Source organism: Prosthecobacter sp. (assembly GCF_046154365.1).
Classification (GTDB): Bacteria; Verrucomicrobiota; Verrucomicrobiia; order Verrucomicrobiales; family Verrucomicrobiaceae; genus Prosthecobacter.
In genome coordinates this window covers 23170-38027 of sequence record NZ_JBJXFV010000081.1, presented here as the reverse complement: position 1 = coordinate 38027, position 14858 = coordinate 23170, and the positions used below count along the sequence as shown (strand labels likewise).

The window sequence follows — 14858 nt, the reverse complement described above, 5'->3', positions numbered from 1 at the left end:
GCTGGAGCATCGCCGCGAGCGATGCGCTGATCTCTTTGCGTGCGCTTTACCTGACGCCCTCACGCTGGAACCACTTCTGGCAGCAGCACTCCCAGCCGTCTGCTTCTTCGCTTTAATCTACATCATTGCGGCGACGCACCCCTCATCGTGGACGACCACTTCATGGCCCGTCTCGGACTCACCGTGCCGATCAATGGCGAGCCTGATATGTGTGTCGTCGCTGAGGCAGAAGATGCCACCGAGGCCCTGAATCAATTCCGCAAACACAAACCTGACGTCGTCACCATGGACTACCGCCTGCCCGGCAAGAGCGGTGCCGAAGCCGTGCTGTCCATCCGGGGCGAGTTCCCCGCAGCGCGGATCATCATGCTCTCGGCCTATGAAGGTGAGGAAGACATCTTCCGCGCGGCGCAGGCCGGAGTCAGTGGTTATCTCACCAAAAGCGCCAGCCGTGCCGATGTGCTCGCCGCCATCCGTCGTGTCCATGCTGGCGAAAAAGCCTACGCACCAGCCATCGCCGCCAAGCTCAAGGCACAGCAGCGGCGCGAGCCGCTCATCCCGCGCGAGGTCGAAATCCTGCGCCACATCGTCGAAGGCCGCGCCAACAAAGAGATCGCCGCCGCCATGCACCTCAGCGAGCCGCTGGTGAAACTCCACGTGCGCAAAGTCCTCGAAAAAATCGGAGCCGCAGACCGCACCCACGCCGCCACCTTGGCCATCGAGCGCGGCATCGTGCATCTGGATTAGCCAGACTCGACGCGCTCGAAGTTGCAATCCGACTTTGGTTCGACACCTTCTCAGGAGCCACTTGGCATCTAAGCAAGGCTCACCTTAGTTATGAATAAAGACCTTATCGTCCGCATGCAAAGTCAGTTTGATCAACTGGCTCAGACGCACCCCGAGGAATCGAATCTGGAGTTCTGGTTCGCCAGGGACTTGCAGGAGCCGCTTGGTTACGCACGCTGGGAAAACTTCCTCACCGCCATCCACCGAGCCATCGACTCCTGCAAGACCACTGGCTACGAGGCTGAACATCATTTTCGTGGCGTCACGAAATTGATCACCCATGGCAAAGGCGGACAGCGCGAGATCGAGGACTTCATGCTCACCCGCTACGCCTGCTACCTCATCGCACAGAACGGCGATCCCAGGAAAGAGCCCATCGCGTTTGCACAAAGCTACTTCGCTGTGCAGACCCGCAAGCAAGAGCTGATCGAGGAACGCATGCTGCTCATGGGCCGCCTCGAAGCCCGCGAGAAGCTGCGAGCCTCAGAGAAGGCGTTGTCCGACAACATCTTCCAGCGGGGAGTAGATGACGCAGGCTTTGGCCGCATCCGCTCGAAAGGTGATGCCGCCCTCTTCGGCGGGCACACCACGCAGGCGATGAAGGACAAGTTCGGCATCACCCAAACCCGACCGCTCGCCGACTTCCTGCCCACCCTCACCATCGCCGCAAAGAACCTCGCCACCGAGATGACGAATCACAACGTCAAGCAGGCTGATCTACAGGGCGAACCCTCTATCACCCGAGAGCACGTCCAGAACAACACCAGCGTCCGCCAGATGCTCGGCGAGCGCGGCATCAAACCCGAAGCCCTGCCACCCGAGGAAGACATCAAGAAGCTAGAACGCCGGGTGAAGACGGAGGAGAAGAAGTTGGAGAAGCAAGCTGGCCGTTTGCCCCGAAAGGGCGACAGTGAATAGAGGTGACTCTAGACTCCGATAGTTGAGATCAGCGAGCGGTTGTAAGCCGATTTATTCGGTTGGGCAGCCCCCATTCTGGCAGCGTTTTTTTTGCGGGATGCTGGCTTGCGATGCTAAAATTTGTGACAGCAGCGGAGAAGTGCTTCAACATGCGGGAAGCCCACAGGTTCGTCACACGCCATCGACCAACCGTTGTTCTTCCGCACCATGCCTATCTCCAGATTCACCTACGACCTGCCCGCCGCACGCGAGTCATCCATCGTCCGGGAAGACACTCTCGAGTCCGGTCTCATCGGCACACTCAAGGGACCCAGATACGCTGTGCTCCTCATCAGCTTCCTCGGGCCGTATCCTGATGTGATGCCAGCAAAGCCATGAAACCGCCAACACATCCATCCCGTTACCGAGAAATCGCCATTTCTAATTCCCTCGAATTCGAGGGGGTTGGACGAATCTTAAACCAGAATTCCCCACTATGAGCAAAGCCACGTTCGAAGTTCAAGGCGTAACCATCGCCGTCCTGAATCGGAATAATCAGGACTACATCTCTCTGACAGACATCGCCCGATATCGGAACTCGCAGGAGCCTTTTGCCATCATCAACAACTGGATGCGCAGCCGCAGCACCATCGAGTTCCTCGGGCTTTGGGAGAAACTGTGCAATCCGGGTTTTAAACCTCTCGAATTCGAGAGGTTTAAAAATGAGGCGGGCACCAACTACTTTGTCCTCTCGCCGCAGCGGTGGATTGAGAGCACCCAGGCCATTGGGATCACTTCGAAATCGGGTCGCTACGGTGGCACCTACGCGCACCGGGATATCGCCTTTGAATTCGCCTCCTGGATATCATCGGAGTTCAAGCTCTACCTGATCGTCGAGTTCCAGCGCCTCAAGGACGACGAAAACGAGCGTCTCCAGCTCGGGTGGAACCTCCAGCGCACCCTCGCCAAGATCAACTATCGCATCCACACCGATGCGATCAAAGAAACGCTCATTCCGCCGTCCATCACCAAGGCTCAGACCGCGCTCGTCTATGCCAACGAAGCCGACCTGCTCAATGTCGCCCTCTTCGGCCAAACCGCGAAACAATGGCGCGATGCCCATCCCGATGCCGACGGCAACATCCGCGACCACGCCCCGCTAGAGCAGCTCGTCGTGCTGACCAATCTCGAAAGCCTCAACTCCGTCCTTATCCGCCAAGGGTTGCCCCAGCCCGAGCGCCTGCTCAAGCTGAACGAAATCGCCATCACCCAAATGCGCACCCTCCTTTCCGCCAACAACGTGAAACGCCTGAAGTGATGTTCGACAACGCCCCCATCCGCCGCACCATGCACAGATGACCTTAGAGTGCATGACCGTCTTTCTTCATCCTTCAAACTCCGCATCTGCCCCTCTCAAAAGCTGCCACCCAAACATATGAACATACAACTTTGGCAGAAATTCGACCAGCTCCGCAAATTGCCATTCAGCGGGCATGAAGGCCTCGCGGACTTCTTTCGAAAAGAGGGAATTCGTTTTGCCTCGAAAGACCTGCCTACTTGGGGGCAGTTCTTGTCCGCACGGTTCGGTCGGTCCGGTGGAGAGGTTCATGTTCCAGAATGGTTAGCAGGTGTGTTCTGCGCCCTCGCGAAAGAAGCTTCGCCCAAAACAATTTGCGACCCGTGGGCAGGCCTCGGCTTTTTGATAGAGGCTTTACGTGAGGCGTGCCAGCCGGAGCAGGCGGTAGCGTTCACGCAAAACCAGGCGGCGCACGAACTCGGAAAAGTGCTTGTGCCGGATGTTAATTGGCATTTTGGCGAGCCGTTGAATTTGATCGGTTCGTTGCCCCAGTCACTCGACGTGATCGCAAGCATCCTGCCGATGAATGCAAGGGCGCATCATCCGCTGAAGGTCACACTCGCATCTGGGGAAGCGGTCGAATTGACTGACGACCTCGGCAATCTGGTGATGGTTGCGGCGTCCCAGCGGTTGAGTTCGTCAGGGGTTGGATTGTTCGTCGTCACTCCATCCTTCTTCCTCAAGCAGCAGTCTGTCTTTCACCGTTTCAGCGAACTCGGCCTCGGAATGGAAGCGGCGCTGGCACTGCCATCTGGAACTTTTGCGCCATACACCAACATTCCCGCTTACTTGGTCGTCGTCCGCCGAAAGCCCTCAACGCGAATGTTTGTGGCGCAGCTATCGGCTGACATGAACACGAATCTTCAAGTCATCGCAAACTTCCGGCAAGGGACGGAGGGCGGTTCGCTGGAACTTGGTCGTTTCGTCGCCGCCGACACCTTCCGCAGCTTTGAATATCTCCGCGCTTCGGAAGCCATGACGGCTGCTGAAAAGCGGTTTGGCATTCAGGCCTCGAATCTGGCCGAACTGGGAGACGTGAAATCCGGAATAAAGCTTGGACGCCCCGGCGATGAGTTTGCATTTCAGCCCCTGGAGAACGCGATTTACATCCCGATGATTGGCAGCAGCGACGTGGTGGAGTCAACGGATGAGTTGACGTTGAAGCCCCAGAACTACGCTCAAGTCGTGATTGATCCGTCGCGATCAAATGCCCGCTTTGTCGCCAGGTTCTTGAACTCAGAGTTTGGCAAAGATCTCCGTGAACAGATCAAAACCGGCTTCATCCCGAAGTTGAATAAGCAGACTTTGAGGGAACTGCGGGTGTTCGTCCCCGACCTGCAGACGCAACGGAAGATGCTGGAAATCGAGACGCGCATCACTGCCGAGCACAATACGGTCATGGCGCTCCAGAACGAGATTGCCGAGTTGCGCCGGGAACTTTGGGCGAACCCCAAGTCCGCCCCACAAGTCCAAGAAAGGATTGATGCACTGGCAAGGCGGCTCGCGGGAGGAATCAAACAGCACGCATCCGAATCGCTCGACCAGTGGTTTGAAACGCTTCCGTTCCCGCTCGCATCAATCCTCCGGGCTTGGCAGGCGACCCCAACCCAGGACTTCAAGACGAAGTATGAGCACCTCCTCCATTTCTTCGAAGGAACGGCCGAGTTCGTCAGCATCATCCTGCTGAGTGCGTTCAATTCAAATGAAGCGGTGTTTGCACCTCATCGGCAAAAGCTGAAGGAGACGATGCAGAAGCAGAATTTAAGCTTCAACCGGGCGACGTTCGGCACGTGGAAACTGGTGGTTGAGTATCTCGGCAAGCAGACGCGCGCACTGCTTAGTGAGAATGGAAAGAAACCGGAGGACGCCAAGAACGACAGGGCGCTTTGTGCTGACATGTTTGCTGATCCGTCTCTCTCCCTGCCCGATGCTCTCAGTCGAAAGGAGTTGGCCGCCATCTTCTCGACGACGAACAAGATGCGAAACGACTGGGGTGGCCACGGCGGGGTGGTCGGGCAAGAGGATGCTGGGTTGCGGAATCAACAACTCCTCGCCGAGGTCCAAAAGTTGCGCGAGGTAACCGCAGACACATGGGCTGAAACGCAGATGATTCATGCGCTCCACTGCCGACCCCGGCGTGGCGTGTTCGAGAATGAAGTGGCGGTATTGATGGGCAGCAACAACGAGTTCCTGAAGGAGACTCGCGCGATGGCGACGTGGCTGGATGTCGAACGGCTTTACCTGTCGAAGAAGGAGTCTGGGAAGGCGCTGAAACTTCTCCCATTGATTCAAGTTGGGCCATCACCGCAGTCCGCCAAGAACGCCTGCTATTTTTTCAGCCGCTTGGAACGGGACGGTGCGCGTTTCGTTTCTTATCATTTCACTGACAGGCCGGAACTCACTGAGCAGTTCGCCGACGTGACGGAAACAGTCAGGCTACTCAGCGAAGTCTGATGAACCCATGAACGACATCATCGACTACTGTCGGGAGAATGACCGCGTCTGCCCCGAGCCGGGTCTCTGGCACACGCTTTAGGAACTGTTGCCCGAGCGCCGACGCGATGGGCGACGACGTCCGAAAAGTCCTCGAAAAAATCGGAGCCGCAGACCGCACCCGCGCCGCCACCTTGGCCATCGGGCGCGGGATCGTGCATCTGGACTAGCCGGGGTTTGTTCCAAGACATTTGAATGCGGGGCGAATTGGCGCTTGGAAGGTTAGGCGGCCTAAAGGCCGAGAATACTCTCTGGGCTCGCAGCGCTGGGCTCTGGAGAGTATTCCAGGGCTTTAGCCCGTCCGACTTTGCCACGGCGTTGGACTGCGAATTTTGCCGCCTTGGGGCAGGCTCTAGCTAGACACCGATTTATCCGGTCGGATAGGAGACGGCGGGGCGGTCAGGGGGAATGGATTCGGATTGGGTTCTACCGTGCCCATCGATCTTCAACCCATCATCGACATGATTTCAATGCACCAACCATGCCTTGGCCTCCTCACTCGCACTGCCGCTCGGCTGCTCGCAATTGCCGGCATTTCTTTCTCCGTGCCTTCACTCTTTGCTGCCACTGGGATATGGAATGGCAGCGGCGGTGATGGTTTTTGGGACATTACGGCTAATACCGAGTGGTCCGGCGTCACCGGTGATCCTTGGGATGCCGCTAATGGCCCGACCAATATTGCTCAGTTCAATGCTGGTCCTAACGCGAATATCGGCACCAGCGGAACGCCTGTCATCAATGGCATCATCTGGAACGGCGTCGGCGGGGGAGTTAGCTCCGGCTCAGTGAAGCTGGATGGGATGAATCCCTTCGTTTCTGTCTCGTCCGGCCAGACTAGCCAGATTTATGCAAATGTCCTGGGCACCAACGGCTTTACCAAGATGGGAGCTGGCCAGCTCACTCTGATCGATTCCCTCAAGTCCATCACCGGAGGGATTATGGTCAGCCAAGGATCATTGCGTCTTTCTCTCGTTGCTTCGGGGAATGTGGTGAATTCTTCCAATGCCCTCAGTCTCTCCGGCAGTCAGCTTGAAGCGTTCGGCAACGGAACTCAAACCCTGAGCACCTTCACGCTCGGTAACGGTGGTAGCAGAATCGTCATCAACCCCAACGGGGCCGCGAACTCGGTGACGTTGTCTCTCGCCAATTGGACAAGGGCGTCTAATTCGAGCGCCCTGATTGACTTAGCCTCTACCGGAACAGCAAAGACCCTTACCTTAACAGGAACACTTCCAACGCTCAGCAATTCGCTCATCGGCGGCTACGCTACCGTTAGAGATTCTTCCACAACTTACGGCTTTGCCACCCTCGATGGTTCGAACAATGTGGTTCGTTACACGGGTGCGACTGTCGTCAGCTCTGCCCTCGGTGCAAACACTGTCAGCGCTACCAATTATAGAGCCACGACCGCTGGGACTTGGTTTAATGGAACTGGCACTTCCCAAACGTTGAACAGCTTGGAAATCGCGATAGCCGGCACTGTTTCTGGAAATAATGCAGCCACCTACATCTTGAATTCCGGAGGCCTGTTATTCTCCGACACGAGCAATACCATCAACGGCGGGCAGGCAAACATGACCTTCACCTCCGCGACCTCCGAACTGCATATTGCCACGATGCAATATAACAGCGGATTTGCTGTGCCGAGCGTCCGCGGGGTGACAGACAACGGCGGCACCAGCGTGAGCTTGATCAAGGATGGCACCGGCGGCTTGAGCATGGTCTCTGGCACATTCTCCTATACCGGTGATACCATCGTTAATGATGGAATCCTGTATGGTGTCGCAAACATGCCAACTGGAGCAGGCAAAGGCAATCTCGTCGTGAATTCCCGCGGCACTGTTACCATTGGGGTAACAACGAGTGGAACCCGGACTATCAATGGATTGTCAAACACCACGCTCGCAGGTGGAACGGTCAACAACCAGAATTTCACTTCAACAGCAGCCACGTCCTTTCTGGATCTGGGCAACGGCAATGCTACCGCAAGTTTCTCCGGCGCGATTACCGGCAATTTCGGCATCATCAAGAGCGGCACCGGCACTCAGACCTTCTCCGGTTCTAACAACTACGTCGGCACCACCCAGGTGAATGCTGGAACCCTACAGTTCGCCAAAACGGCTTCCCTTTACAACAACACTCCCGCCAACTGGACGGCAGCCAACATCAACGTAAAGAACGGAGCCACGCTGACCTTGAACGTGGGTGGCACGGACGAGTTCACCACTGGCAACGTCACCACGCTGCTCACCAATCTGGCCGCCAGCAGCAGCACCACCAACGGCATGAATGCGGGGTCTTCCCTCGGCTTCGACACCACCAATGCCTCAGGCGGCACGTTCGCCATCAGCGATGTGATTGCCGATACATCCGGAGCTAGCGGTGGTGCCAGGAGTTTGAAGAAGCTCGGAACGGGCACCCTGACGCTCACCGGCACAAACACCTACACTGGCGCAACCACCATCAGCACAGGCAGCCTCCAACTCGGCAACGGCGGCACCACTGGAGCACTCACGGGCACCACAGGCATCACCAACAACGCCAATCTGACCATCAACCGTAGCGACGCCTTCACGCAAGCCTCCGACCTCAACGGCCAAGCCATCACAGGCACCGGTTCATTCACCCAAGCTGGCAGCGGCACACGACTCTCAACACAGCCAACACCTACAGCGGCACCACCACAGTCAGTGCAGGTGCCCTGCAAGTCGGCAACGGCGGCAAGACCGGCACCGGAATCGTAACTGTTAAAACAGGCGGCGTCATCCTCGGCACTGGCACCGTCCAAGGCTCCAGCTTCACGGCTGAAAGCGGCTCCGCCATCCATGCGGGCGACACGACGGCCCAAGGTAGTTACGGCACGCTCACTTTCGCGCCGGCATCGGGATCAGGTTCGTTCGACTACCAGAGTGGCAGCAGCGTCATTCTCGGCATCAATCCAGGCGGCACCAGCGATCTGCTAAGCTTTGACGGTCTCTCCAGCGGCACGTTGCTTTTCAACGGCAACCTCAGTATCACCGCCACGGGTTACACCCCCATGAGTGTGGCAACCTTCAATCTGCTCGACTGGGCAAACCTCACCACCACCACCTTCGCCAGTCGTTTCAGCGCCGGCTCCTACGGCGGCTATCTCCTCGGCAATGGTGACGACAACCTTGGCTTCGACCTGCCAGACATCAGCTCATCAGGCTATGGATGGGATATCAGTAACTTCATCACCAACGGCACCATCGCCACAGTCGTCGTGCCCGAGCCCAGCCGGGCGCTGCTCCTCATGTTCGGCCTCGCGGGTTTCGTCACACGGCGTCATCGGGATCAGACTCGCCGGTGATGGGCTTGTCTTTGACCTCGGGATGGCTGGCGATCACTACGAAAGCTCCTTCGATCTCGCGGAGCTGATTCGAGATGCCCCTGCGCACCTGACTGCCCGTCTGCTTCGGATCATAGTCGCAGCCAGTAAATGTTGGACGCGTTCTGCGGGATGACGCCGATAGGGGGGCATGATCACTTGCTGATCTTCAGAAGCTGCCCCTCTTCGATGGTCACCGTCTTGTCCACACCATCCAAGGTATAATCCACCTTCAATTGCTTTTCGATGCCGTTCGCGGGGTCGCCAAAGTTCTCGGCGTTGGCTTCAACCGTGAGCGAATCCTCGATCCAATCCGCCACCTTCTGCGTCACGTTGACCACGGCGTTGTTTGCCAGATCACCATACACGGCTTTCTTGATCACCAAGATCGGTGCCTTGGCATTGGCCTCACGTTTCACAGGTTTGAGCGCCAGGAAGGGGTTCCCGATCATCAGAATGCCTGAGACGATGTCGCCCGGAACGTGATCGCCGGGGGCGTGCTCGGTTTCGTGAGCTTGCTTGCAGGGCAGATACGCTTTTCCGAGGTAGTCACCAGCGCGGAGGCGCTCGTAGATGAGATCATCGAAACCGACTCCGCCGCTGCGGACCTGGCCGACGACTGCCTGCCCAAGATGCTTGCCGAAAACCCAGCTCAGGCCGCAATTGGGGCCGTTGTTGTCCTGTTCCGTCTTGGTCCAGTTGGCGGCGAAGCAGCCATGGCTGATGGTGATGAGTGATCCGGTTTTAAAGTCGGCAATCTCCTGCGGCAAGAGATCCTCATCGTCCAAGGCGTGACCTGTTTCATCCGAGTGCAGCGCGACACAAGTGAGCGAGTAGCTGTGCTTTTTGAAGGCATCGAGCGCGGCTTTATGCGTGCAGCCCTTTCCCTCCAACAGCGTCACATCCCCCGGCGCAGAAAACCGAGTGCCACCGCGCCGCTTGAACCACTCGCCAGGACCAGCCCAATCCTCTGTGCGGCTTTCGGCGCTGAAGAAGAGGGTGCGGAGTTCCGGGACGGCCTTGCCCGTGTAGTAATCGTGTGTCTTGGCAAAGAATCGGCGCAGTGCGGGGATGTCATCCTGGTGCGCCCTTTCAGTGGCGCGGATGTTGGCGACCCAAAGCTTCAGTTGCGGCTTGCCTTCATAGGCGTCGTCCCAGCCGTCCTTGTTCTTGTCCACAAACCGCAGATCGAAGTCCTCAAAATAGACCGGATTGGGATTGGGCTGCCCATGCAAAAAGAATCGGTGCATAGGCATTGCGCCGACGAGGATGACACCAGCGATACCACTTTTGCCATGCAGGCCCTTGATGGCCGCTCGAACTTCCTCTGGTGTCGTCCAATCGCGGGCCACGACATGCAGCTTCACCGGAAAGCGCTCTTCCACATCACCCATGTAGGTGCGCAGAGGCTCGGCGAGTGCTTTCAGCGTTGGTTCGCGCAGCAGGATCGCCACACGCTCAGGCTCGGCGGCAAGAAATGTCGAGGCTGCGAGGAGCAGGATAATAATGGTCAATGTGTGTTTCATTGGGCTGTGGCTCTTCTCTTCTATGGCAGCTTTGCGGTCACTCGTTTCAGCGTCTCGCTGTGCGCGATCTCTTTGCCATCAAAGCGTCGTCACAAAGGTCACCTCATCACACTGCGCTCTCATGAGTGGTGCTTTTATATTGGGGCACACGGTGAGCTGATGTTCACCAGCGGGGATCGAGGTGGTGCATTGGCCGTCTTTGAGTTCGAGCGGTTTGCCGTCGAGCCAGGCGGCTTCGATGCCGGTGAAGATCAGTGGCTTGGTCGTGGGCTTGGCGGCGGTGAAGCTGGCGGTGGCGTAAGGTTTGTCGGGGCGGTCTTCGGCGCGGAGGTCGCCGCTGATGAGGGTCATGGCGTAGGCGGCGGAGTCCTGTGCAGGCGGCGCACCAGGTGCTTGGCTGGTGAACTTCCACATGCGGGCGACATTCAGTTTGCTGGCATCAAAGGGGCCGGGGCGGCCGATTTGGCTGAGGAAGGCGAAGAGGTTGCGCTTCTCGTTCGGATTCAGCGCATCAATGAGGCCGGGAGGCATGAGGCTGCCGATGTTTTCTTTTTTGACGAGGTTCGCTTTGGCCAGCGGCAATTCGGCTCCAGGGCCGATCTTGATGATGACATCGGTGGCGGTTTCGCGGGCGGGGATGCCGCTCATGACGCTGCCGTCCTTCATGGTGAAGGCGAAGCCGTGGTAGCCTTCTTTCACTTTGGCAGCGGGACTGAGCGTGCTTTCGATGAGGTAATCAAGCGGGGCGCTGGCACCGATGCTGGAGAAGTCGGGGCCGTAGTTTCCACCGACTCCGCCGATGGCATGGCAGGCGACGCAGCCGATGCGGCGATAGACGAGTTCGCCATCGGCGCTGTTACCACCTTCGGAAACGGATTTCACGAGCGCGGCGATTTCTGCGGGATAATTGCGCGGTGCAACCTGCACACCGACGAGGGGTTGCAGCGCGGCGACGAGCGCATTGCCACCTCGGCCCATGCCTTTGGCGACTTGTAGTGCATCATCATACGCGGTGGACGGCAGGTCTTTCGGCACGGCTTTGGCGAACTCATTGGTAAAGGCTGCCTCTTGCAAAAGCTGACGCCACAGGGTCTGCGCGGCGGCATGGTCAGTCGTTTGCTTCAAGATGGAGGGCAACACGGCGAGCGCATCGGCACGTCCGTGCATGGCCAGCGGGATGAGCGCCGCACGGCGCACCTCAGCGGGCTGATCTTCGGCGACGAGCGCCTTCAAGGCCTTCAGTGTTTCGCCACCGCCGATGAGGCGCAGCGTGGCGAGCGCTTCACCGCGCAAGGCTCCATCTTTTTCATTTCCGGCGAACTCAGCGATCGCGGAAACGAGTTTGCCGAGTCGCCATTCACCGGCGAGGCGGATGGCGGCGAACTGCAATTCGCGGTCGGCAGACTTCAAAAGCGGAGCAATGACGCTGAGGTCGCCCTGGGGTCGCAAGCGGCGTTGTTTCGCGGCCTCGGCGAGCGAACGCGCGGCGCGGAGTCGTGCGGCGGGCTGAAGTTTGCCTTCTTCGATGAAGGCGGCATAAAGCGTGTCCAATTCGGCCTGACCACCGGCTTTGCCGATGAGTTCCATCCACGGGCCGTTGCCTGCGGCGTCGAGGCTGCGTCCAGCAAACAGGCGCTGCATGTAAGGCGCGGCGATGACGGGATCGACGATGTAAGTGAGTGCCGTGAGTTGAGTGATGCGGTCTGCGATCTTCTCAGGATGGGCGGCGAGTTCGGTAAGCCATGGCTGTGCGAGTTCATTCACGGCGGTCCAGGCGGCAAAGGTGAGGAAGCTATCGCTGTCATCTGTGGGCATCGTTTTGAGCACGAGATCCGCGCTCTCAAACGTGCTGATGCGAGCCAGCGCACGGAAGGCTTCAAGACGTGTGCGGGGATTCTGCCCAGCCTCCAGCCATGGGGCGATAGCGCTGATGTCGGTGATGCCGCGATTGCCGTAGGCCTTGCCGATCTCACGCAGTGCGACCTGTGAGCTGGTGTCGTCTTGACCGGGCTTCAGCATGGCGAGCAGATGCGAGACATCGGCGCTACGACCGCTGAGCAACCACGCGGCATGACGATGAGTGACTTCATCTTTGACCCAAACGGCGAGCGCCTTTTGCAAATCAGCGAGCGGTGCCTTCGCGAGTTCACGGCGGGCTTGCTCAAACTCCCAGCGGCTCGGCGAGAGCAGTTTATTGAGCAACGCATCGACTGGCAGACCTGCGACAGGCTCCCAAGCAATGGGTTTGCTGCCCTCGGGTGCGATGCGCCAAATGCGGCCATGCTGTTTGTCACGACGTGGATCGCGGAAATCGACTTCACCGTGATTGATGATCGGATTGGTCCAATCCGCGACATACAAGCCGCCATCAGGCCCCATGGCGAGTGCGATGGGGCGAAAGGCCGCATCACTCGTGCGCACCACATCGGCCTGCGTCTGGGTGGTGTAGCCGGATTTTGCGGCGGACTTATCGGCCGTGAAATCGGTGAAGTTAAAGCGCACGATACGATGAGCGCGGAAGTCATTCGTGATCGCGCTGCCCTGCCATTCGGGGCCAAAGAGCGGGCTGTTGATGAGTTCGAGTCCAGCAAACTTCGGATACGATCCAGGGCTGATGCTTTGGATGTATCGACGGGCACCTTCGCTCGGTGGCAGCACGGCACCGGGGAAACTCCAGCTCACGCCATTGCCATCCGCACCGGAGGTGAGGAAGGTTTGGCCATTGAGGTCTTCCTGCTGGCCCCAGCAGTTCACGAGGCCCTTCGAGTGAACTTCGAGCCGCTCGGTGTTCGGATCATAAGCGAAAGCCACGCCGCTGTTGGCGCGCACCAGGCCCCATGGCGTCTCGATGTGCGAGTGGATGTAAATCGTCTGCTGGAAGTAAAGCCGACCATCAATGCCCCAATGCAGGCCGTGGATGATGTGATGCGTGTCCTCCGTGCCGAAGCCACTGAGCACGATTCGTCGCTCACCGAGCAAGCCATCCGCGCCGGGTTTGCTGAGCTGGAGCAGTTCCGTGCTCGCACCGACGAAGCAACCACCGCTGTTATCCGGCGCGACACCGGCTGGGATGAGCAGCTTGTCCGCGACGATGCGCGAGACATCGGCCTCGCCATCGCGATTTGTGTCTTCCATCACGATGATGCGGTCGTTGCCAGTCGAGGGGCCAAACTTGGCGCTATCGCCTTCCATCTGCGCACCGAGGTCATCGGGGTTCACCTGCGGATAGGTGTTCGATGTGGCGACCCACAAACGGCCTGCGGTATCCCAGTTCATGCCCACAGGTTTTTCCAGCAGCGGATTCTCAGCGAACAGCGTCATCGCGAGGCCCTTATCCACGGTGAACTCCGGCTTGGGCAAAGAAGCCAGCACAGGCAGCTTCGTCGCGCTCGGCAGCTCGGGTGGCAGCGTGCTCGGCTTGCCCGCAGCGATGCCGATCACGTTCGCCTCAGCCCTTTCCACGAGTGGATCAAACTTCGGAATCTCCACCGCATTGCGCCCCTGCTCCTGTTTGCGGAAGCCGAAGATGTAAGTGTAGTTCGCCGGACGACTGCGATGAAAGAACAACGCGTTCTTGCGCAGAATCGCATCGCGCAACGTGCGCTGTTCGGCGGTCTCTGCATCCCACTTGGCCGCATCCGTTTTCCAGCCGAGTTGCGCCGCAAAACTCTCGCTCAACGCCTGCAAACCACGCGGATTGAGATGAATGCCGTTGTCCGTGCCCTGCGCCAGCTCAATGCCCGCCGCCTTCTGCCACTCCCCCCGCACGAATGGCGATTGCTTCTCCGCCGCGAGCTGCTCCATCACTTTTTCATACTCCAGTAGCAATGCATTGTGCTCCGCCGGATCAGGCAAGCCGGGCCGTGTCGCACGCAGATCCTCATGCTTGATCGGCCCCACGAAAACAAAGCGCACCTTGCCATCCGGGCTCGCCGCCGTGATCAGATCCATCAGAGCGAGCACTTCGCGCCGAAACTTGGCCGGACTGTGATCCAATCCATAGCGCACCGGGTCAGGATTCAGCACCGGATCATTCTTCCGATACGTCAGCTCATCGAGACTCGCCGCCATGCCATACCCCAGGATCGCCACCGTCGGCTTCACCACCGCGAGCTGCTCCTTCAGCGCATCCACACCCTTCTCCACCGGATCAAAACTCGCCCGTGAGGCCCCCAAGGGGCTGTCACCACTGTAACCAAGATTCCGCACCGCAAAACTCTTGCCCCCGAACTCCCGCCGCATCTTTGATTCGATGTAGCCATAGTTGTTCTCGCGCTCGAGGAGCACGTCGCCAATGAGCAACACCCGGTCGCCATCGTTGATTTCGAGTTTGCGTTCAGCCGCACCTGCAATGGAAGTGAGGACGAGGGAGAGGGCGAAGTGGATGAATTTCATGGGGTGAGATCGAAACGATGGGTGAGAGGGGAAAGACACGGCAATACTTGGGTCG

8 protein-coding genes and 2 pseudogenes are annotated in these 14858 nt (G+C 58.5%); 8 read left to right on the top strand and 2 right to left on the bottom strand.

Translation table 11 applies throughout. The features are described from left to right. Nucleotides 1-147 precede the first annotated feature (147 nt). The 8 genes and pseudogenes from ACKVY0_RS10710 (at nt 148) to ACKVY0_RS10675 (ending at nt 8864) form a co-directional block, all read left to right on the top strand. Complete coding sequence (locus tag ACKVY0_RS10710) at nt 148-747, top strand: response regulator (protein WP_409214811.1); 600 nt, start codon at nt 148-150, stop codon at nt 745-747. Nucleotides 748-837: 90 nt separating this feature from the next. Further along, entirely contained in the window at nt 838-1704 is an 867-nt protein-coding gene (dinD, locus tag ACKVY0_RS10705; protein WP_409214810.1) for a DNA damage-inducible protein D, read from the top strand. A 207-nt stretch (nt 1705-1911) separates the two neighbouring features. Further along, nucleotides 1912-2082, top strand: a complete 171-nt coding sequence (locus tag ACKVY0_RS10700; RefSeq protein ID WP_409214809.1) for a hypothetical protein — start codon at nt 1912-1914, stop codon at nt 2080-2082. 97 nt (nt 2083-2179) lie between these two features. Then, nucleotides 2180-3001, top strand: coding sequence for a KilA-N domain-containing protein (locus ACKVY0_RS10695; RefSeq protein WP_409214808.1), 822 nt, complete (start codon nt 2180-2182; stop codon nt 2999-3001). A gap of 117 nt (nt 3002-3118) precedes the next feature. Beyond that, the gene (locus tag ACKVY0_RS10690; protein WP_409214807.1) at nt 3119-5494 is read left to right on the top strand and encodes a hypothetical protein; all 2376 of its coding nucleotides are present in this window, start codon (nt 3119-3121) and stop codon (nt 5492-5494) included. A 500-nt stretch (nt 5495-5994) separates the two neighbouring features. Beyond that, a pseudogene (locus ACKVY0_RS10685) lies at nt 5995-8010 on the top strand (beta strand repeat-containing protein); the annotation flags it as partial. A gap of 143 nt (nt 8011-8153) precedes the next feature. After that, a pseudogene (locus tag ACKVY0_RS10680) lies at nt 8154-8216 on the top strand (hypothetical protein); the annotation flags it as partial. 354 nt (nt 8217-8570) lie between these two features. After that, complete coding sequence (locus ACKVY0_RS10675; RefSeq protein WP_409214806.1) at nt 8571-8864, top strand: PEP-CTERM sorting domain-containing protein; 294 nt, start codon at nt 8571-8573, stop codon at nt 8862-8864. 173 nt (nt 8865-9037) lie between these two features. Here the strand turns inward: ACKVY0_RS10675 and ACKVY0_RS10670 are convergent, their stop codons facing one another. Further along, nucleotides 9038-10408: a hypothetical protein gene (locus ACKVY0_RS10670; protein WP_409214805.1), complete on the bottom strand. Its 1371-nt coding sequence runs from the start codon at nt 10406-10408 to the stop codon at nt 9038-9040. Between the two features lie 78 nt (nt 10409-10486). After that, the gene (locus tag ACKVY0_RS10665; RefSeq protein WP_409214804.1) at nt 10487-14803 is read right to left on the bottom strand and encodes a HEAT repeat domain-containing protein; all 4317 of its coding nucleotides are present in this window, start codon (nt 14801-14803) and stop codon (nt 10487-10489) included. Between the last annotated feature and the right edge of the window lie 55 nt (nt 14804-14858).